Below are 18528 nucleotides of genomic sequence, written 5' to 3'. Positions count from 1 at the left end.
CGGCCTGATTTCAGGCCGGGCCGCGGTCGTCGCGGGGCAGCCGGACCACGAAGGTCGCGCCGCCGCCCGGTGTCGGCCCGACCGTCACCTTGCCGCCGTGCGCGGCGACCAGCGCCGCCACGATGGACAGCCCGAGCCCGGTGCCGCCGCTGCTGCGGGTGCGTGAGGCGTCGGCGCGGTAGAAGCGTTCGAAGATCCGCGCCGATTCCGCCGCGGACAGCCCGGGGCCGGTATCGGCGACCTCGAGCAGCACCTCGTCGTCGGCGGGCGTGAGCCGCACGGTGATCGACGTACCGTCCGGCGTGTGCGTGCGGGCGTTGTTCAGCAGGTTGGTCAGGATCTGGCGCAGGCGGTGATCGTCGCCGAGGATCTCCAGGGTGCCGGTGCCGTCGGCGATCTCGAGGGTGATCGGCCGGTGCTCGCCCTCGGCGGCCGCCACCGCGCGGGCGCTGTGCACGGCGTCGCCGGCGATCGCGAGCAGGTCGACCGGCTTCAGGTCGACGGGGCGTTGCGCGTCGAGCCTGGCCAGCATCAGCAGGTCCTCCACCAGCAGGCCCATCCGCTGGGCCTCGTGTTCGATGCGGTTCATGAACATCGCCGGATCGCCGGTCGCGCCCTGCCGGTAGAGCTCGGCGAAGCCGCGGATGGTGGTGAGCGGGGTGCGCAGTTCGTGACTGGCGTCGGCGACGAAACGCCGCATCCTGGCCTCGGATTCGCGGGCGGCGGCCTCGGAGGCCTCGGTCGCGGCGAAGGCCTGCTGGATCTGGGTGAGCATGCTGTTGAGCGAGCGCGAGAGCCGGTCGACCTCGGTGTCGTTGCCGCGCACCGGAACCCGGCGATGCAGCTGACCTTCCGCGATCGCCGCCGCGGTGGCCTCGACCCGGCGCAGCGGCCGCAGGCTGCCGCGCACCACGAAGTAGGCGGCCACGGCCAGGGTGATCAGCACGATCGCGCCGACCACGACCTGCAGCACGACGAGCTTGCGCACCGTTTCGATGTCGTCGGTCAGCGGCCACGCGACCGTCGCCGACGCGCGGTGCCCGTTGACGGTCAGCACCCGCCACTGGTCGGTCGAGTCGCCCTGCGAGCCGACGGTGACCGGTTGCAGCGCGGGGGGATCGGGGAGATCCGGCTTCGCGTCGGTGCCGAAGACGTTGTCCAGGGTGATGTTCCGGGTGCCGTCGGTGCTCTCGGCCTCGAGGTAGTACCGGCCGGGCGGCTGCCGATCCGGCGACGGCGCGGGCAGGGCGGGCGCGGGCATCCCGACCCGGCGCTCCCATTCGACGGCGGCGTCGGTCAGCTGCTGGTCGGTGCGGTTCTGCAGCGAGTTCTCCATCGCCTTGGTGACGACGAAACCCGAAGCGACCAAACCGAATCCGGCCATCGCCACCAGCATCAGCACCAGCGTCACGCGCAGCGGGATCGCCGAGAACCGCCGGGCGACACGCGCGCGCAGGCTCATCGCGCGGCCGACTCCCGCATGACGTACCCGACGCCGCGCAGGGTGTGGATCAACCGCTGGTCCCCGGTGTCGACCTTCTTGCGCAGATACGACACGTAGGTCTCCACCACGCCGACCTCGCCGCCGAAGTCGTAGCGCCACACGTGATCCAGGATGCGGGGTTTGCTGAGCACGCTGCCCGCGTTCACCATGAAATAGCGCAGCAGCGTGAACTCGGTGGGGGACAGGGCCACCGGCTCGCCCGCCTTCCACACCTCGTGGGTGTCGTCGTCGAGTTCGATGTCGGCGAAGCGCAGCCGGGTGCTGGCCTGCTCGGGTGCGGTGCGGCCGGAGCGGCGCAGGATCACCCGCAGCCGGGCCACCACTTCCTCGAGGCTGAACGGCTTGGTGACGTAGTCGTCGGCGCCGAGGGTGAGACCGGTGATCTTGTCCTCGACCTCGTCGCGGGCGGTCAGGAACAGCACCGGCGCGTCGATGCCGTCGGCGCGCAACCGGCGCAGCAGGCCGAAGCCGTCCATGCCGGGCATCATCACGTCGACGATCAGCGCCTCCGGGCGGAACGCGCGGGCCTTGTCCAGGCCCTCCGCGCCGTCGCTCGCCGTTGCCACCTCGAAGCCCTGGTAGCGCAGGCTCACCGCCAGCAACTCGACGATCATCGGTTCGTCGTCGACGACGAGCACCCTGGCTTCGGGTGCTTCCGGCACACCACTCATGGATCTCATGGTCCACCACCCGGCTGGGAAGTGGCTGGACCCGCGCTGTGAGGTAGCTGTGAGCGCCTCAGTGCGATTCGCGGAAGACGTCCTCTTCCTCGCTGAGCAGGGCCGATCCGGCGACACTGCCCTGGGACAGTGCGTCGAGGAAGGCGCGGGCCCAGCGCTCGACGTCGTGGGTCAGCACCTGGCGGCGCATCGAGCGCATCCGGCGGCGCTTGGTGTCGCGGTCGTCGTCGAGCGCGCCGACGATGGCGTCCTTGACGCTGTCCAGGTCGTGCGGGTTACACAGGTAGGACTGGCGCAGCTCGGCCGCGGCGCCGGTGAACTCGCTGAGCACCAGGGCGCCGTTGAGGTCGCTGTGGCAGGCCACGTACTCCTTGGCCACCAGGTTCATGCCGTCGCGCAGGGGCGTGACCAGCATGGCGTCGGCGGCGACGAAGAAGGCGATCAGCTCGTCGCGGGGGATCGGGCGGTGCAGGTAGTGCACGACCGGGTAGCCGACCCGGGCGAATTCGCCGTTGATCCGGCCGACCTGGCGCTCGATGTCGCCGCGCATCTTGATGTAGCTCTGCACCCGTTCCCGGCTCGGCGTTGCCAGCTGCACCATCACCGTCTCGGCCGGGTCGACCCGGCCCTCTTCCAGGAGTTCCTGCAGCGCGTTGAGCCGGATGTCGATGCCCTTGGTGTAGTCCAGGCGGTCGACGCCGAGCATGATGTTCTTCGGATTGCCCAGTTCGGCGCGGATCTTGGCGGCCCGCTCGCGCACCGACCGGCGCCGGGAATGCTCGTCGAGCTCGGCGGAGTCGATCGAGATGGGGAACGCGCCGACGCGCACCGTACGGAAGCCGACCTGCACGACGCCCAGCTTGGAGCGCACCCCGATGGTCCCGCGTGAGGTGGGCTGGCCGGCCAGTCGCCGGGCCAGGTAGAGGAAGTTCTGCGCGCCGCCGGGGAGATGGAAGCCGATCAGGTCGGCGCCGAGCAGGCCCTCGACGATCTCGGTCCGCCACGGCATCTGCATGAACAGCTCGACCGGCGGGAACGGGATGTGCAGGAAGAATCCGATGGTGAGGTCGGGGCGCAGCATGCGCAGCATCTTCGGCACCAGCTGCAGCTGGTAGTCCTGCACCCAGACGGTGGCGCCCTCGGCGGCCACCTTGGCGGTCTCTTCCGCGAAGCGGCGGTTGACCTCGACATAGGCCGCCCACCAGGACCGGTCGTAGACCGGACGCACGATCACATCGTGGTACAGCGGCCACAGCGTGCCGTTGGAGAACCCCTCGTAGTAGTCCTCGACCTCCTGTGCCGTCAGCGGCACCGGATGCAGTTCCAGACCGTCTTCGATGATCGGCTCGACCTCGACGTCCGGGACGCCCGCCCAGCCGACCCACGCCCCCTTGTTGCTGCGCAGTACCGGTTCCAGGGCGGTCACCAGACCACCCGGGCTGCGCTTCCACCTGGTCGTTCCGTCGGGCAGGCGCTCGAGGTCGACCGGCAGCCGGTTCGCGACGACCACGAATCCCGAGCCGGCACCGCTGGGTGCGGCCGCGACGGGTTCGCTGTTCTCGGACGGACGGTCGTTGGACTGTTTATCGATCATTTGGTCCACTCACGCATCCTTTGCGCGTCGCAGGGTCCCGCTTTGAGATTGTGGTCGTCAGGAGGGTCAGCTGGGGCCGATGCCGAGCATCGACAGCAGCATCCGGCACTCGTCGGCGTCTTCGGCGTACGCCGCGACGACCCGCTGTGCCTGGCGAGCGGTCTCGTCGGCCAGTGGCTCGAGCTCGTCGTCGGCGATGTCGTTGGCGCTGCTCTTGGCGGCCATAGTGGTTCGTCCTCCCGGTTTCCAAACGCTCTGCGTGCGAGTAGTCAATACTATCGGTCGCCTGTGCACGGCCGATGAACTCCCGACCCGATCACCCCACCCCGGTGCAGGGTCGTGGCGGTCCCGTTACCGTGAGTGTCGGACAGCTCCACCCCGCAGAGAGGTTTGTTTCATGCCAGTGGCCACGGTGAACGGCATCGCACTGAACTATCAGGTCAAGGGCGACCGTACCAAGGGCACCGACGTCAAGGGCGGCGGTCCGCTGGTGGTGTTGATCATGGGCACCGGATCGCCGGGCCGGGTGTGGGAACTCCATCAGGTGCCCGCGCTGGTGGCGGCCGGGTACCGGGTGTGCACCTTCGACAACCGGGGTATCGCGCCGTCGTACGAGGCGGCCGGTGGCATGCGGATCGAGGAGCTGGTCGCCGACACCGCGGCGCTGATCGAGTTCCTCGGCGAGGGTCCGGCCCTGGTCGCGGGCACCTCGATGGGCGCGCGGGTGGCCCAGGAACTGGCCCTGGCCCGCCCCGACCTGGTCCGCAAGGCCGTGTTCATGGCCGGTCACGGCAGGCTGGACCAGTTCCAGAAGACGCTGTCGGCCGGCGAACAGGACCTCGACGCCGCCGGTGTGCAGCTGCCCGCCAAATTCGAGGCGGCGCTCACCGCGGTGATGAATCTGTCGCCGGCGACCATGTCCGACACCAATGCCGCCCGCGACTGGCTGGACCTGTTCGAGTTCACCGGCGGGCCAGCGACCCCGGGCATCCGCGCGCAGCGGGCGATGGACCACGAGTTCGAGCGGGTGGCCGCCTATCGCGCAATCACGGTGCCCTGTCTGGCAATTGGCTTCGCCGATGATAGGATGATTCCGCCTTATCTGTCGCGGGAAGTCGCCGACGCCATCCCCGGCGCCAGGTACCAGGAAATCCCGGACACCGGCCACTACGGCTACCTGGAACGCCCCGAGGCGGTCAACAAGATCCTCCTCGATTTCTTCGCGGTCTGACCGCCGAGGCTGAGGTAACCACCTACCAGTAACGTCAGCCTTGCTAGGGTCGACACAACGCCCGGGGCCTCGCACCCCGAAGCGATCCCGTACACAGCGCCAGTATCCAGTGAGGTGAAATTGAGCACCAACCCCTTCGACGACGAGGACGGCCGCTTCTTCGTTCTGGTCAACGACGAAGAGCAGCACTCCCTGTGGCCCGCTTTCGCGGAGGTCCCGGCGGGTTGGCGTGTCGTGTTCGGCGAAGAGAGCCGGGCCGCGTGCGTCGAGTACGTCGAGAAGAACTGGACCGACATGCGTCCCAAGAGCCTGCGTGACGCGATGGCCGCCGACGATGCGGCCCGCGCCCAGTCCTGAGCAGTAACACCGATACTGCGCCGGGACATCGCTGAGCGCGACGGCCGCGTGGCACCTCTACCGATGCCACGCGGCTGCCGCGTCCCGCTATGATGATCGCTGCCCTCCGGGGCGCCTGTTCGTACCCGCCTCCTTAGCTCAGTGGTAGAGCACCGCTCTTGTAAAGCGAAGGTCGTCAGTTCAATCCTGACAGGGGGCTCTCGCAGAACCCGACCCGTCCAACGGGTCGGGTTCTTTGTCGTTCGTGGTGCCCCAGAAAGCGGGGGCGATCGATCCACTCCGAAACAGTGGCGTTTCTCACTAGGCTCACTCGCACGCCGAACACCGGCGTACCTGTTCGAGAGGGATCCTCGTGAAACGCTTCGCCATTCTCGCCGCCGCGGTCACCGCGATCGGCGCCGCCTCCGCCGGGCTCGCCACCGCGACTCCGGCGCAGTCCGCCCCCGATCGACTCGCGACGGCCCAGCCGGTTGTCCTGGTGACCGGCTCGGCGGTGATCGACCTGCTCTCCTTCCTCGCCGCGGGCTGCATCGGCAGCGCCCCGACCCTGCCCCCGCACTGCGTCGCGGACTGACCGCTCGATCCTGCTCGGGTTCAGGCCCCCGGCCTGCGTCTACGTGCGCGACGGGGGCCTGTCCATGCCCGGCCCGGTCCGTCACATCGTTCGCGGGCGGGGTATTCGCCGTGACCCCAAGACTTTTGGGGCCACCTCGCGTCTATGTGCTGCGGTATCTTCCATGCGATCGCCGCAGTAGCCGGCGCGCAGAGGAAGTCGTTCCCCCATGTTCAAGAAGTCCTTTGCGGCCGCAGTGCTCTCGATGAGCGCCGCTGCCGTCCTCGCGGCACCGCCCGCCACCGCCGACCCGGTCAACTGGGGCGCCGTTTCGCTCAGTGCGTGGGGCAATGTCTACGCGTTCTCGGTCAACCATCCGACGGAAGCCGACGCTGTTCGGGCCGCCGACCGGGCATGCAAGGGTCAGGGCATCATCGACTGCCGGACGATCGTGACGTTCGCCGACGGCTGCGGTGCGGTCGTGACGAGTCCGCTCGCGATCGTCGCGGGGTTCCCGATCGTCGGCTTCGGTAAAGGGGCGAACCCGGGCGAGGCGATCGCGGACGCCACCCGCAATCTCCCCACCGGCACCGGAAGCGCCGGCTCGTTCGATCGCGACTACGCCTGCACCGTGCTCTGATCGAAAGGCCGTGTGACGGCAGGTCGTGCCCAAGAAAGCAGGGGCGATCGATCCACTCCGAAACAGTGGCGTTTCTCACTAGGCTCACTCGCACGCCGAACACCGGCGTACCTGTTCGAGAGGGATCCTCGTGAAACGCTTCGCCATTCTCGCCGCCGCGGTCACCGCGATCGGCGCCGCTTCCGCCGGGCTCGCCACCGCGAGCCCGGCGCAGCCCGCCCAGCCCGCGACCGCCCAGCCGGTCGTCCTGCAGACCGGCTCGGCCGTGATCGACCTGCTCGCCTACTTCGCCGCGGGCTGCTTCGGCAGCTGGAGCCCCGCCCCGCCCCCGCACTGCGTCACCCAGTAGCGGCGCGACCCCGGCCGGTTCGGCCCCCGACTATGGGTTCCTCGAGAACCTCGGCTTCGACGTCCGCGGGAACCTGCTGCTGTCGGAGCAATCCGCCACCGAAGTCGGCGGCTCGCTACAGCGACTGGCAGCCGACGGCACGAAATCCGTTGCGGTGACCACGGTCGCCACCGGTTTGACGATGCCGAACGGCTTGGCGCAACTGCCGAACGGCGATTTCGTCGTCAAGGCCCGGGCTGGGACGCGCACGCACTGTATGTCACGAGCTTCCTCGGCACCGTCACGCAGCTGACCCCACCCAGCGCATGAGGGTGCTCAGGCGCTGGCGGACTAGAACCCGTCAGGCGCAGTTGGTCCTCGGTCGGCCCGGCTTGCGGTCCCATTCCTGTGCGAACTTGCGGATCGGTACCGCATCCCATACCGGACCGGTACGCAATTCGAACAGCGGCTGCGGGAACGCCGGGGTCGAGCGAAGCTGGTGCACCCGCTGACGGCTCACTCCGAGGAGCTCACCCACCTCCGGGGCGGATACCAGCTCCGGCAGTGTCGGAGCTTCGGCGCGCCGAGCCTGCTCGTCCTCGGTGATGACCTCGATCGCGGTCGGCGGCAGCGGGACGGCGACACTGATCACCGTGTGTGCCATCTCGGCGGCGCTGATCGGGTCCGCCGTATCGACGTACACCGACACCTCGATACCGCGCTCGTTCTGGGACACCGTGCCATCGTGCTCGGTGAGCATCTCTTCCCACGCGATCAGCTGAGCCTCGTCGGCCCCGCGATCGAAGGCGAATGTTGCGACCCACGTCTGAATCACTGGTCCTCCTTCCGGCGCTGTGCGCGTTGTTCCTTTTTGCTCGGCGGTGGAATCTGTAGTCCTGCCCCGCGGAGTGCGACTTTCAGGTCGGCTATCCTGCGGCGGGAGTTGCTGGGCGTGGCCGGGTAGCGCACGACATAGTCGCCGTTCGGTGCGTAGAACCGGGTGTAGCCCTTGGTGTCATCGACGACTGTCCATCCCTGACTCCTGGCCCAGTCGGCGATGTCCTTGATATCTGAGTTCATGGTCGCCTTTCCCTTGCGATGTGTCAAGTGTTTGCCGGGGTTCGACCATGCGGAGCACCCAAGGGTGCCGGTGTCGAAACCCCCCTTCCCCGGACTCCCGGTCACCATGTCCCGATAGACCATCTCGGCCAACACTTCTGGCCCCGCGTCGAGGAGACGCGCGGCGAGGTTGGACCGTGACGTAGGTGTGCACCCCGGCCGACACGGTGCGTACGTGCGAGGCGTACGACGGTGGTACTCGCAGACGGCTGGGTTTCGGAGTGGGAGCTTCCCCTGGTCGGGCTCGTCGGTGACGACCGTGGAACAGTCCACCGGGGCCTGGGAGGCGGGCAGCAGGTCGTCCGGGCACGGGAGCGTTGACGGCTCCTGGCGTCAGGGCGGCTCCTCGGCGTGGAGAGGTGCCGAGGCGTTGCAGGTAGGGTGTCCCCTACGGTGCGAACAGGTAGTGACTGCTTCGTACCCAGGCCCTCGGATAGCGTTGGCGCGCTACCGGGGGCCGTTCTGTGAACGCGACGCTACACCTCGGGTAACCGACGGGCAAACAGCTTCGGCGCGTTGCGGATTCGGCTTCCGGCGGCCGCGTCTACACGCTCATCGTCGGCCCTACCGGACTGCCGCCGTCCTTCGCCCGCTCGGTCAGGGTTGGCCCCGTGTCTCGGTGTCCGGTAGCGTCTTCCGGCGTGAGTACTCCTGGGGGGAGCGACGGTCAGTCGTTGTCGGTAGTCCCCGAAGAGGTCAGTGACGTCGGCAGGTACGTTTACGGTCTCGCCGAAACGCTACGCGCGGCCTTGGATTCGGCAAGTGGGGATGTCGAAGCGTTACTCAGTGGCGGTTGGCTCGGTGATCTGGCCGACGAGTTCGGTACCGGTTGGACCGAAACCAGCAGTGGTGGCCGCCAGATATGCACCGCCTTGACCGAGATGGCAGAGAAGCTAGGTGTCACCGCCGACACGTACCAGCGGCAAGATGCCTCGAATCAGTTCTCGCTCAATATGATCGGCCTCGATCTACCGGAGTTGTGATGGGTTCGGAATTTTCTGTCGATATGGATCAGCTCGATCAGATCGTGGCTCGCCTGGCCGGGCTGGCCGGGTTTGTCGCTGATCATCTCGACGACATCGATGACCAGGTCGCAAAGCTGAAGGGCACCAGCTGGGAAGGGCTCGCGGCGGATGCCTACCAGGTCGCGCACCAGCAGTGGGTCACGGGGGCACGTGAATTCGCCGAGGGCATACGCGACATGAGCGACGCGGCGAAAGCCGCTCACGGCCGCTACACCACGGCGGCTGAAGCCAACAAGCGGATGCTGCAAAGTGGTTAACCGATGACGTGGACCATCGACTCCGGCATGTACTACGATGCCGCGAAAAAGTGTCATCTGCTCGCCGACGATATCAGCCTTGCGCTGGGGCCACTGAACTCCACGCTGCAACATGAGTGCGGTGGAATGGCTGGGGACCACGAAAAATGCGGGGAGTGGACCACCACCTACGACAGGCACGCCGCCGACATCGTCACTCTCACCGCGACTTTGGCGAACGCGCTTCGCCGGTACGGTGACGTGCTGGAAGCAAACGGCTACAACTGGTGGCATTCCAACCGAGCCAAGGCCAGCGGCAGTGAACCCACGCGGCCGACAGCGTCTGAGCCGCTGTACGACTCGGGGATGGCGCTGCCGGTTACCGCGAAAGGTGACAATGGCGCGGGCTTGGACGAAGGCGCGGTCGTCGGGCTACTCGAAAAGGTCGGCAAGATCCCTAACGGCGACGCCACCAAACTTGCTACGGCCCGCGATGCCTGGAAGAAGTTCGCCGAGAGCGGTTACATCACCGGTGCGGAAGGCCGGATCAAGGGGGTCGGCGCCAAGTTCGAGGGCAGCACCGACCCGAACATCATCGCTATCGAGGAAAAGCTCAACACGCTCGAACAGGCCGCGAAACTCGTAGCCGAGGCAGCCAAAGGCATGGTCACGCCTGTCACCGAGCATCACTCTGCGCTCACCGACATGCGCTCGGAGATTCAAGCCGCCGTCGCGCAGGCTGGGATCGAAGTCGCTGCCGCTATCGGCATCACCATCGCCGTTGTCGCGGTCGCGGCGGTCTTCACCGCCGGTCTTGCCTCAGGTGGTGCGGCGGCGGGTGGAGCTGTTGTCACCATCGAAATCGTCGAGGCGACGGCCTTGGTCATCAAGAACACGGTCACCGCCAGCCGTCTCCTGGTGATCTTCGGTGCTGTGGTCGCGGCGGGTACAGCATCAGGCGGTTTCACAGCGATCCCCGACCTGACCAGAGCGGGGGTCGGCGCAGCGGTCACAGCCATCGCGGGCATGGCTGTCTATATTGCGGCGAACGAGGCAGAGGGGATCGATATTCCGGATGAATCCGGAGACGGTTCGACCACTCCTGAACGCCCCGAGCATGTTCCGCAGGATTGGAACGTTCGCCGGGCTGATAATGACAAGGGCTGGGTTTGGCAGAAAGAAGGCGCAGCAAACCCCAATGGAAACATGTTCAGAGAAGGCGAGCCTACCTCCAAGTATCCGGACGGCTATGTTCGCTACTATAATGAGCACGGTCAGCCGGTGAAGCTGGATGGCAAACCGGGGTCGAATGCAGAAACTCATTTCCCGAAGAATCCCGATGGAACTTATCCCGTGCCGAAAGGTTGGCCATGATAGAACTGCAAATACAAGGAACGGTGGTAAAGGAGATATTGGTCGGTTACACAATTACGCTGCGCTCTGGAACGTCGGCGTCTGAATACGAGCTCCAGATCGAGTGTGAATTGTCTCTTTCTGATCCTGCGGGTTTTACGAAAGTGGCGCCTGAGGAATACTCGTTGATTGAATCCAGATTGGGATCGCTGGTCGGGGCGACTGTTATCTCTGCTTGCTCTGATGATAATGGTGAACTAATTATGAAATTCAGCAATGATGTCATGATCTCTGTGCCGGTTGATCAGGATTTCGAAGCATGGGGGATAGCTGGTCCGGGTGGATACCGGGTGATCAGTAGCCCCGGAGGTGGAGTGGCACGCTGGTCCGAGCGTCCCTGATCCGCCCTGCGCGATCCACGTGAAGAAGCCATCGAGCAGGTCGACGGACGCTGGCCTGAACCGGGTGACGAGGCGACCTATGTAGTTCGCGATGGTGGTCGTCAACCTGTGCCCGCCGAGGTATGGGAACTGGCCAACGACCTCCACAGCAAGGCTCAGTCGGGGACGTTGGCCTCGTAGCCGAGTTTCCGGAGGGCGGCCTTGATCTTGGCCTGGGCCTCGTCGAGGGACTCGGGGGTGGGGGCGGTGTCGGCGCCGGAGATGTCGAAGTCGCCCATGGTGTAGGCGGGGAAGACATGGGTGTGCAGGTGGGGGACTTCCAGGCCGGCGATGAGCAGGCCGGCGCGTGGTGCGTCGAAGGCGAGGCGGACGGCCTGGCCGATCTGCTGGGCGAGGCCGGTCATCCGCGCCATGACGGCGGGGTCGACGTCCTGCCACTGGTCGATCTCGGCGCGCGGCACGATGAGGGTGTGACCCTGGGTGACGGGGGCGATGGTGAGGAAGGCGACGAACTCGTCGTCCTCCCAGACGAAGCGGCCGGGAAGCTGTCCGGCGATGATCGCGCTGAAGACGGATGCCATAGCGGCGAGCCTAGCTAGATCGCCACGAAATGCGACAGGATGCCCTGCACCTCGTAGATGTCGACCTGGCGGTTGAACCGCTGCTTGACCGGCTCGTTCCCGCTGCCGATCCAGATGTAGAGCTCGGCGTCGAGGTCGAAGGTGCCCGCGGTCTCGACGGCGAAATGGGTGATCGAGCGGTACGGGATGGAGTGGTAGCTGACCTTGCGGCCGGTGACGCCCTGCTTGTCGACCAGGATCAGCCTGCGGTTGGTGAACAGCATCGCGTCGCGCACCAGGATGAAGGCCGAATAGACCTGCTCACCCTGGCCGAACAGCTTGGCGTACTCCTGCTGGGCGGCGGCCGGGTCGATCCGGCCCGCGTTGCCCATCATCCCGTCGAGTAGTCCCATGCCGTGCTCCCCTCGCGCGTTCCCCGGCCGCCGGGGACCCAGCATCATTGTCCCCCAAGCGAACCCGCTGTGGGTGGCGTGTGCGAGTGAATTCCCGGTGCCGGGAGCGGGCACGGATGGGCCGTCGCGGTCGGGCGGCCGCCGCCGGATATCCCGACCGGGCAGCAAGCCGGGGCGTGCGAAGTACGCGCGAAGTGCGCGACTAATCTGTCACGCGTGCGCGTACTCGTCATCGGTTCCGGAGCCCGTGAACATGCCCTCGTCCTGGCGCTGCGCCGGGATCCGTCGGTGACGGCGGTGATCGCCGCCCCCGGTAATCCGGGCATCGGCCAGCACGCCCAGCTGCGTCCCGTCGATCCCTGCTCGGCCGAGGCCGTGGTCGCGCTGGCCACCGACGTCGCCGCCGACCTCGTGGTGATCGGGCCCGAGGTGCCGCTGGTGCTCGGGATCGCCGACGCCGTGCGGGCCGCCGGATTCCCGGTGTTCGGCCCGTCCGGTGACGCGGCGCGGATCGAAGGCTCCAAGGCGTTCGCCAAGGACGTGATGGCGGCCGCCGGGGTGCGGACCGCGCACAGCGAGATCGTCGACAACCCGGCCGACCTGGACGCCGCGCTCGACCGCTTCGGCCCCACCTGGGTGGTCAAGGACGACGGCCTCGCCGCCGGCAAGGGCGTCGTGGTGACCGACGACCGCCGCGCGGCCCGCGATCACGGCGCCGAGCTGCTCGAACAGGGGCACCCGGTGCTGCTGGAGTCCTTCCTGGACGGCCCGGAGGTGTCGCTGTTCTGCCTGGTCGACGGCGAGACCGTGGTCCCGCTGCTGCCCGCCCAGGACCACAAGCGCGTCGGCGACGGCGACTCCGGTCCCAACACCGGCGGCATGGGCGCCTACACGCCGCTGCCGTGGCTGCCCGAGGAGACGCTGACCGAGATCGTCGAAGACGTGGTGAAGCCGGTCGCGGCCGAGCTGGTCCGCCGGGGCAGCTCGTTCTCCGGCCTGCTGTACGCGGGCCTGGCCGTCGGCACCAACGGTCCCGCGGTCGTCGAATTCAACTGCCGCTTCGGCGATCCCGAGACTCAGGCCGTGCTGGCGCTGCTGGACAGCCCGTTCGCCGAGCTGCTGCACGCCACCGCCACCGGCCGCCTGGCCGAGGTCGAGCCCCCGCGCTGGAAGGACGGCTCGGCGATCACCGTCGTGCTGGCCGCCGAGAACTACCCGGCCCGCCCGCGCACCGGTGACGTGATCACCGGCGCCGAAGACGGTGCGCTGGAAGGCGACACCCTGGTGCTGCACGCGGGCACCGGGCAGCGCGAGGACAAGGCGCTGGTCTCCGCGGGCGGCCGCGTCCTCAACGTCGTCGGCGTCGGCGCCGACCTCGCCGAGGCCCGCGAACGCGCCTACGCCCGCCTGGCCCAGATCAAGCTGCCCGGCAGCCACTTCCGCACCGACATCGGCGCCACCGAGGTCGTCGTCCCGGAGCGCAAGGGGTAGTACCCCCGGGCTATCGGTCGTTCGGGTTCGGCATCCGGACACGGTCGGACACCGTGCGTGACAACTGGCCCTGGGCGCGGTCGGCTTCGGTGATCCGCGCCTGGGCTACCCGCTGTGCCGCGCGCAGAGCGGCGTAGTGGGTGTCGGCTTGCGCGGCAGCGTTCTGTGCGGCGACCGCGGTCAGTTCGACGATGGTGCGCGCGAGCCACTCCCGATTCGCGCCCGAGGTGGTCGGACCGAGCTTGATGTCGACCAGGACGCCCATCGCGTTGACCCGAACCCGGACAGCGCGGTCGGGCGTCCCTGCTTCCCCGATGATGCGGTCGATCTGCGCGCTCTCGGCTTTGATCTGCGCGAGCCGTGCTTCGAATTCGTCGGCGGCGGCTTCGAGCTCGCCGGAGTTCCACGTCATTCGAGCTGTTCCATCGCTGTGCGGACCCAGGTGCGAACCTGCTCGCTCTCGTCGTCGGCGTAGCGGGCGATGAGCGGCAGTGTGCCGTCGGCTTCCGCGAGGATGAGGGCTTGCACAGCCCACTGGCGGGTGCCGCGATCAGCGAGTGCGTCGACGGCGATCCGGATGGCCTCCGGTGTCTTCGATCGCCCGAGGTAGGGGAGCAGCGCGGCCCGTGGATTGTCGTCGGTGAGCTCGTGGAACAGTGCGAGGATCTCGGCATAGTTCTGCGGGCCCGCGATCTTGTCCAGTGCTTCCGCCGCCCACCACTGCACATCGGACGGCATGGGTGGATTCCGCCGCAGCTGGGCGATCAGTGCCGCGATCGCGTCCTGATCCCCGTACGCGGCCGGATCGGCCAGATTGTGCAGCAGATGAGCCCGAATACCCTCCCGGTGCCGTGATTCGGGTCCCGGAATCTTCTCGTCCAGGTTGGCGAGCCAGTCCGTGTAGACCGGAATCGCCTGCGGATCGGTCCCCGCGTAGTTGTCGAGGTCGGTGAGTCGATAGCAGCGAACTCCGACGGCGGCGAGGTCGTGGGCAAGCCGCAATTCGAAGCCGCCGGTACCGTCCCGATACTGCGCCGGCACGTCGGCCAGCCAGTCGTCCCCCTCGGGCATCCCGGGATAATTCGATCCGGACCAGGTCGGCTTCGCCGGTTCCTCCGCCTCCTGCACACGGGCCTTCGCTCGTGCCGCGGCGGCGGCCTCGGCGATGTCTTCGGTGCCCGACTCGATTCGATTGATCTGCTCGCGGAGCCGTTGCAGATTCAATTCTCTATCGTGGTTTGGCGTCATTGTTGTCGTCGAGCTCCTTTCGCACCAGCTGGATCTGCCCCGTATCGATCATATGCTGAATATCTGGGTCGTTTATCACCGTGCGATGGTCGGTGACCAGGATCATCGTGTAGCCCTGGCTCTGGGCGTACACTGTTTCGAGTTTGATCTGATTCCGTGAACGATCGTCCAAATCGTTCGCGTTCTTGACCTCGACTACCTGCTTATTGGTTACATCTATGTAGTCGGGGTAGATGGTTTCACCGTTGACGTTCACTCCCCTGCGGCCGGCGGGTAATGGGATCCCCGCACGCTCTTCGCCCCGGTCACCGGCCTCGTCGTTATCGTCTCTGTTGCGAAATCGAATCGGCTGGGCGTTGCGAGGCGTACGGTTCAGGATGGGTGCCAGGAACTGGACGTCGCCGTTCGCCGCGGCATAGATGCCCTCGCAGTTCCCGATCGCTTCGTCAACCTTGTCGTTGATCTCTTTCAGCAGTCCATCGATAGCTGTCGCGTAGTCCTTCTTCGTCTTCTCTTCGAGCTTCTCTATTGCTCTCTTGAGCGGGCCCGAGATGAATCCAGGCAAGCGATTGAGGGCGATCTTATCGGCTTCGTAGGAAAGGAGAATCAATCGTAGAAGATTCAGTGAGAAGATGATCATCGATCGGTTGTCTTCGCTTATCTTACCGACCGATTTGCATGCCGTCTCCAGATATGTTCCGAGTTCGCCGGAATCATGCAGCGCGGTGTGCACATTGTTGATCTCGTCGATTATTCCGCTGACCTCGACGTCGGTCTTCTCCGCGTCCGACCACTTCAATACCGCGAAGTTCCGCATCGTATCTGCGGTTCGTTTGGTGGCTCGACCCCAGTCGCCGAAATCCATGCCGGCCTTGGATATTCGTACAGGATCGCTGTCCGCCCACGGGCGGGTGACCAGACCCCGCAACAGATCCCAGTTGGACGGGGTGTCGTGCTGCCCACCTGCCGCGAACTCGCCGGGTTGCAGATTGATCGCGAGGGTGGTGCCTTCCTCGGCCGGTGGCGTCGGCTGGTTCGCGCCGGGGTTGTTCGTGTTTTCGGCGTTCGCGTGGTTGAGGCCCGCCTGGTGTACCTGGTATCCCAGCTCGCGTGCCGCCATCGCGCTGGTCGAGGCGACCTCGAAGATATCCGTGGCGGCCTGGTCGAAATTCTGGCCCCACTTGGTTCCGCCGGAGAAGTAGCTGCCTGCCGAATTGGCGACGGTCAGCTTCGTGTTCAGGGCTCTGAGATCGCGCTCGACGTCTCGGCTGGTGCCGGTGAGCTGGCGTGCCGCGTTGTAGTAGGACTCTGGGTCGAGGTCCGTCATCCGCCGGACCAACCGAACATCTGGCGATTGGCCTCGCGTGCGTCGGCGTAGTTCTGGCGGCAGCGATCGATCTGCTGGCGGAGCTCACGCAACTCGACGAGGTAGGCCGCGGCGGTGGTCTGCCAGGTGGTATGCGCTTCGACGAAAGCGTCCGACGCTTGCCCGGTGAAGTCCTGAGCGAGGGTGTCGGCGGTGGTGCGGGCATCGGCGAGATAGGTTTCCACCGTAGCGATGCGGGTGTCGAGGTCGGTGACGAACTGTGCCATCGCAGTCAGGTCGTAGGAGAACAGTGCCATCGGTGAACCGCCTGTCAGAGGTTCAGCGTGTACGGGCCATAGCCCGCGGCTCCGGTGTCGTCCTGGTCGGTGAAAGCCTGAGCGGCGGTTCGCAGGTCTTGTGCGTAGCCGTCGAGACGGCCCGCATGCGCGGTGACCCGCGAGTTGAGCGACTGCCAGGTAGTGGCGACCAGGTCGGCGGCCGAGCCCCGCCAGCTGTTCTGGAGATCGGTGTGGGCCAGATGAATTCGATTGAGTTCGTACAGCAGATCGCCCTGATGGTTCTGCAACGCGGTCGCCGCTTGCCGTAGCTTCTCCGGGTCGACGCCGAGCGTACTGTCGTCCATAGTTTTCCCTCCCCGTTCCAGACCGTCCCGAATGGAGGAAGCGCACATGAACTGGCGTAGTGCCGCGTCGCAACGAGATCAGGACGACCTGGACAACCTGCTACACGACAGTATAGGTGTCGCTGGTGAAATGCTCGGTGGTGCAGCGGGTTTCGCTCCCTTCATGCTGGTCATCGGCACGGATGGAGAGAGAGCGATGCGTCGGCTGGGCGGAGCGTTCAGCGGTGAGGACTCGATTCTGGACAGCCTCACCTTCGATGACGACCGGCGCGATCTGCGTGCCAGGGCAACGGTGTACGCCGTGACCGTCCGGCAGCCGTTCGTCGGAGACGCGATCAAGGTCGCCGCCGAGCACGCGGGCGGTATCGCGATCGACATTCTCGTTCCATACGCGATGGACGACGAGTCGGTGAACATCGATATGAACGGCGCGAATGCGACAAGGGGCGTGCGGCGACTCTGGTCCTGAGTGGTTTCGGGTCAGGTGAGTTGGAGGCCGTGCATGGCGAGCCAGGCCTGGGGGTCGACGTGGTTGCCGTTCTGGACTATTTCGAAGTGCAGGTGGGGGCCGGTGGAGTCGCCGCGGTTGCCGATGCGGGCGATCTGCATGCCCGCGGGGACGCGTTCGCCGGGGGAGACGAAGAAGTCGTACATGTGGCCGTAGATGCTGATGGTGCCGTCGTCGTGGCGGATGCGGACCCACAGGCCGAAGCCCTGGGCGGGCCCCGCTTCGACGACCGTGCCGTCGGCGACGGCGTAGATGGGGCTGCCGATGGGGGCGGCGATGTCGATGCCGCGGTGCATGGTGCCCCAGCGGGAGCCGAAGCCCGAGGTGAACGCACCCTTCGCGGGCAGGCTGAAGCCGCCGATGGAGGGGGTCGACCCGGGCGTCACGACGCCGGGGACCACCGGCGCCCGCGTCCCCATCCAGTCCTGCCACTCGCCGGAGGCCGCGGCCGCCGCCTCGGCCTTCGCGCGCTCGAGGGTGGCGCGGGCCGCCGCCGCGACCACCGCCGCCTCGCGCCGCTTCTCGCCGTTGGCGATGGCGGCGAGCAGGCGCGTCGTCGACTGCGGATTCGGCGCGAGCTCAGGTACGTAGGCGATCGCGACGCGCTGCGCCTCACCCGGGGCCAGCGGGCCACCTTCGACGTCGCCGCCGATCCGCCCGTCCGCCGCGACGAACACCGCGACGATCGCCACGCCCGCGATCAACACGCGCTGCTCGATCAGTGTCCGCCGCACCAGATCCCGGCTCGGCCGCCGCTCCCACAGCGCCTCGGCCCGCGCCTTGGGGCGCAGCCAGAACACCGTGCGGACATCGCCGTCGCGCAGTTCCCCGGCGATCGCACCGACCGTCGGATGCTCGCCGAGCCAGGTCGTCACGCGCTCGCGCACACCGACTTTCGCCGGCAATTGCGCACGCCAATTCGCCCGCAGCACACGGCCGTTGATGCCGACGACGCGCTTGCTCGCGGTCGTCTCCGAGTTGTCTTCGGCACCAAGGGATTCCGGAGACGCCGAGTCCGTACCGTCGGGTCGGTCGCGGACCGACGGGTCCCCCTCCGGCTCGCGGCTTTCCCCGACCGCGGACCCGGCGCGGTCCGCGGCGGCCCGCTCGCGAGTCCCGCCCGCAGCTGCCTCGGCATCGTCCTCGACCGGCGACGCGGCGGCACGATCGACCGTGTCCGCCTTCGTCCGCCGCACGCGCCCCGCCGTCCTTACCCACTCCATGGTGCCCCCGCGGCCCTGCCCCGACGCGGCCTGACCCGCTGCGCCGGTGGCTGCGTATTCGCTGTCGGAGCCATTGTGCCGACCATATCTGTCAACGCCCGCAATCGGGTGCTCT

25 protein-coding genes and 1 tRNA gene are annotated in these 18528 nt (G+C 67.0%); 12 read left to right on the top strand and 14 right to left on the bottom strand.

From position 1 onward, the window contains the following. Positions 1-10: 10 nt before the first annotated feature. From ACFYWJ_RS02810 to ACFYWJ_RS02795, 4 genes are all read right to left on the bottom strand, one after another. Positions 11-1462, bottom strand: a complete 1452-nt coding sequence (locus tag ACFYWJ_RS02810; protein ID WP_355270878.1) for a HAMP domain-containing sensor histidine kinase — start codon at positions 1460-1462, stop codon at positions 11-13. Beyond that, a complete protein-coding gene (locus ACFYWJ_RS02805) occupies positions 1459-2175 on the bottom strand; it encodes a response regulator transcription factor (protein WP_355270880.1) in 717 nt (238 codons plus the stop codon). The genes ACFYWJ_RS02810 and ACFYWJ_RS02805 overlap by 4 nt, the downstream gene beginning before the upstream one ends. A 67-nt stretch (positions 2176-2242) precedes the next feature. Continuing rightward, positions 2243-3778, bottom strand: coding sequence for a trehalose-6-phosphate synthase (locus ACFYWJ_RS02800; RefSeq protein WP_355270882.1), 1536 nt, complete (start codon positions 3776-3778; stop codon positions 2243-2245). Between the two features lie 66 nt (positions 3779-3844). After that, positions 3845-4003: a hypothetical protein gene (locus ACFYWJ_RS02795; protein WP_019044795.1), complete on the bottom strand. Its 159-nt coding sequence runs from the start codon at positions 4001-4003 to the stop codon at positions 3845-3847. Positions 4004-4175: 172 nt separating this feature from the next. On the opposite strand from ACFYWJ_RS02795, the gene ACFYWJ_RS02790 reads away from it, so the two are divergent. The 6 genes from ACFYWJ_RS02790 to ACFYWJ_RS02765 all read left to right on the top strand — a co-directional run bounded on the left by ACFYWJ_RS02790 (position 4176) and on the right by ACFYWJ_RS02765 (position 6908). After that, positions 4176-5009: an alpha/beta hydrolase gene (locus ACFYWJ_RS02790; RefSeq protein WP_355270883.1), complete on the top strand. Its 834-nt coding sequence runs from the start codon at positions 4176-4178 to the stop codon at positions 5007-5009. Positions 5010-5129: 120 nt separating this feature from the next. Next, the gene (locus ACFYWJ_RS02785) at positions 5130-5366 is read left to right on the top strand and encodes an MbtH family protein (RefSeq protein ID WP_022565839.1); all 237 of its coding nucleotides are present in this window, start codon (positions 5130-5132) and stop codon (positions 5364-5366) included. Positions 5367-5493: 127 nt separating this feature from the next. Continuing rightward, positions 5494-5565: transfer RNA gene (locus ACFYWJ_RS02780), tRNA-Thr, on the top strand. A gap of 153 nt (positions 5566-5718) precedes the next feature. Further along, entirely contained in the window at positions 5719-5940 is a 222-nt protein-coding gene (locus ACFYWJ_RS02775; RefSeq protein ID WP_387160671.1) for a hypothetical protein, read from the top strand. Positions 5941-6184: 244 nt separating this feature from the next. After that, positions 6185-6559: a DUF4189 domain-containing protein gene (locus tag ACFYWJ_RS02770; RefSeq protein ID WP_387160668.1), complete on the top strand. Its 375-nt coding sequence runs from the start codon at positions 6185-6187 to the stop codon at positions 6557-6559. Between the two features lie 130 nt (positions 6560-6689). Further along, positions 6690-6908, top strand: a complete 219-nt coding sequence (locus ACFYWJ_RS02765) for a hypothetical protein (RefSeq protein ID WP_355270888.1) — start codon at positions 6690-6692, stop codon at positions 6906-6908. A 340-nt stretch (positions 6909-7248) separates the two neighbouring features. On the opposite strand, the gene ACFYWJ_RS02760 is transcribed toward ACFYWJ_RS02765, so the two are convergent. Beyond that, positions 7249-7722 carry a hypothetical protein gene (locus ACFYWJ_RS02760; RefSeq protein WP_355270890.1) on the bottom strand — a complete coding sequence of 158 codons (474 nt, stop codon included), beginning with the start codon at positions 7720-7722 and terminating at the stop codon, positions 7249-7251. After that, on the bottom strand, positions 7719-7967 hold the full coding sequence (locus tag ACFYWJ_RS02755) for a hypothetical protein (protein WP_355270892.1): 249 nt from the start codon (positions 7965-7967) through the stop codon (positions 7719-7721). Before ACFYWJ_RS02755 ends, ACFYWJ_RS02760 begins: the two co-directional genes overlap by 4 nt. A 680-nt stretch (positions 7968-8647) precedes the next feature. Between ACFYWJ_RS02755 and ACFYWJ_RS02750 the strand changes: the two genes are divergently transcribed. The 4 genes from ACFYWJ_RS02750 to ACFYWJ_RS02735 are packed head-to-tail and all read left to right on the top strand — an operon-like array spanning position 8648 to position 11021. Further along, positions 8648-8989 (top strand): WXG100 family type VII secretion target, encoded by a 342-nt coding sequence (locus ACFYWJ_RS02750; protein WP_355270894.1) that lies wholly within the window; start codon positions 8648-8650, stop codon positions 8987-8989. After that, complete coding sequence (locus tag ACFYWJ_RS02745; RefSeq protein ID WP_355270896.1) at positions 8989-9288, top strand: WXG100 family type VII secretion target; 300 nt, start codon at positions 8989-8991, stop codon at positions 9286-9288. Before ACFYWJ_RS02750 ends, ACFYWJ_RS02745 begins: the two co-directional genes overlap by 1 nt. 3 nt (positions 9289-9291) lie before the next feature. After that, positions 9292-10641, top strand: a complete 1350-nt coding sequence (locus ACFYWJ_RS02740) for a hypothetical protein (protein ID WP_355270897.1) — start codon at positions 9292-9294, stop codon at positions 10639-10641. Then, positions 10638-11021 carry a DUF6188 family protein gene (locus tag ACFYWJ_RS02735; protein WP_355270899.1) on the top strand — a complete coding sequence of 128 codons (384 nt, stop codon included), beginning with the start codon at positions 10638-10640 and terminating at the stop codon, positions 11019-11021. The genes ACFYWJ_RS02740 and ACFYWJ_RS02735 overlap by 4 nt, the downstream gene beginning before the upstream one ends. Before the next feature lie 155 nt (positions 11022-11176). Here the strand turns inward: ACFYWJ_RS02735 and ACFYWJ_RS02730 are convergent, their stop codons facing one another. Further along, positions 11177-11602 carry an HIT family protein gene (locus tag ACFYWJ_RS02730; RefSeq protein WP_355270901.1) on the bottom strand — a complete coding sequence of 142 codons (426 nt, stop codon included), beginning with the start codon at positions 11600-11602 and terminating at the stop codon, positions 11177-11179. A gap of 14 nt (positions 11603-11616) precedes the next feature. Further along, positions 11617-11994 (bottom strand): PH domain-containing protein, encoded by a 378-nt coding sequence (locus ACFYWJ_RS02725; protein ID WP_355270903.1) that lies wholly within the window; start codon positions 11992-11994, stop codon positions 11617-11619. A 216-nt stretch (positions 11995-12210) separates the two neighbouring features. On the opposite strand from ACFYWJ_RS02725, the gene purD reads away from it, so the two are divergent. Next, the gene (gene purD, locus ACFYWJ_RS02720; RefSeq protein WP_355270904.1) at positions 12211-13485 is read left to right on the top strand and encodes a phosphoribosylamine--glycine ligase; all 1275 of its coding nucleotides are present in this window, start codon (positions 12211-12213) and stop codon (positions 13483-13485) included. A 10-nt stretch (positions 13486-13495) separates the two neighbouring features. Here the strand turns inward: purD and ACFYWJ_RS02715 are convergent, their stop codons facing one another. Genes ACFYWJ_RS02715 through ACFYWJ_RS02695 form a run of 5 tightly spaced genes read right to left on the bottom strand, consistent with a single transcriptional unit; the run spans position 13496 to position 16682 of the window. After that, complete coding sequence (locus ACFYWJ_RS02715; RefSeq protein WP_355270906.1) at positions 13496-13897, bottom strand: hypothetical protein; 402 nt, start codon at positions 13895-13897, stop codon at positions 13496-13498. Beyond that, on the bottom strand, positions 13894-14709 hold the full coding sequence (locus ACFYWJ_RS02710) for a HEAT repeat domain-containing protein (protein WP_355270908.1): 816 nt from the start codon (positions 14707-14709) through the stop codon (positions 13894-13896). Before ACFYWJ_RS02710 ends, ACFYWJ_RS02715 begins: the two co-directional genes overlap by 4 nt. Positions 14710-14713: 4 nt before the next feature. Continuing rightward, positions 14714-16060: a putative toxin gene (locus ACFYWJ_RS02705; RefSeq protein ID WP_355270909.1), complete on the bottom strand. Its 1347-nt coding sequence runs from the start codon at positions 16058-16060 to the stop codon at positions 14714-14716. Beyond that, the gene (locus ACFYWJ_RS02700) at positions 16057-16356 is read right to left on the bottom strand and encodes a WXG100 family type VII secretion target (protein WP_355270910.1); all 300 of its coding nucleotides are present in this window, start codon (positions 16354-16356) and stop codon (positions 16057-16059) included. Before ACFYWJ_RS02700 ends, ACFYWJ_RS02705 begins: the two co-directional genes overlap by 4 nt. Positions 16357-16370: 14 nt before the next feature. Continuing rightward, entirely contained in the window at positions 16371-16682 is a 312-nt protein-coding gene (locus tag ACFYWJ_RS02695) for a WXG100 family type VII secretion target (RefSeq protein WP_355270912.1), read from the bottom strand. Between the two features lie 46 nt (positions 16683-16728). On the opposite strand from ACFYWJ_RS02695, the gene ACFYWJ_RS02690 reads away from it, so the two are divergent. Beyond that, positions 16729-17151 carry a hypothetical protein gene (locus tag ACFYWJ_RS02690; protein ID WP_355270914.1) on the top strand — a complete coding sequence of 141 codons (423 nt, stop codon included), beginning with the start codon at positions 16729-16731 and terminating at the stop codon, positions 17149-17151. 11 nt (positions 17152-17162) lie between these two features. On the opposite strand, the gene ACFYWJ_RS02685 is transcribed toward ACFYWJ_RS02690, so the two are convergent. Further along, positions 17163-18386, bottom strand: coding sequence for a M23 family metallopeptidase (locus tag ACFYWJ_RS02685; protein ID WP_387160658.1), 1224 nt, complete (start codon positions 18384-18386; stop codon positions 17163-17165). Between the last annotated feature and the right edge of the window lie 142 nt (positions 18387-18528).

This window comes from Nocardia sp. NPDC003269 (assembly GCF_042888005.1).
Lineage (GTDB): Bacteria > Actinomycetota > Actinomycetes > Mycobacteriales > Mycobacteriaceae > Nocardia.
Note: the sequence above shows the minus strand (reverse complement) of the source record. Positions and strands in the feature narration are given on the sequence as shown.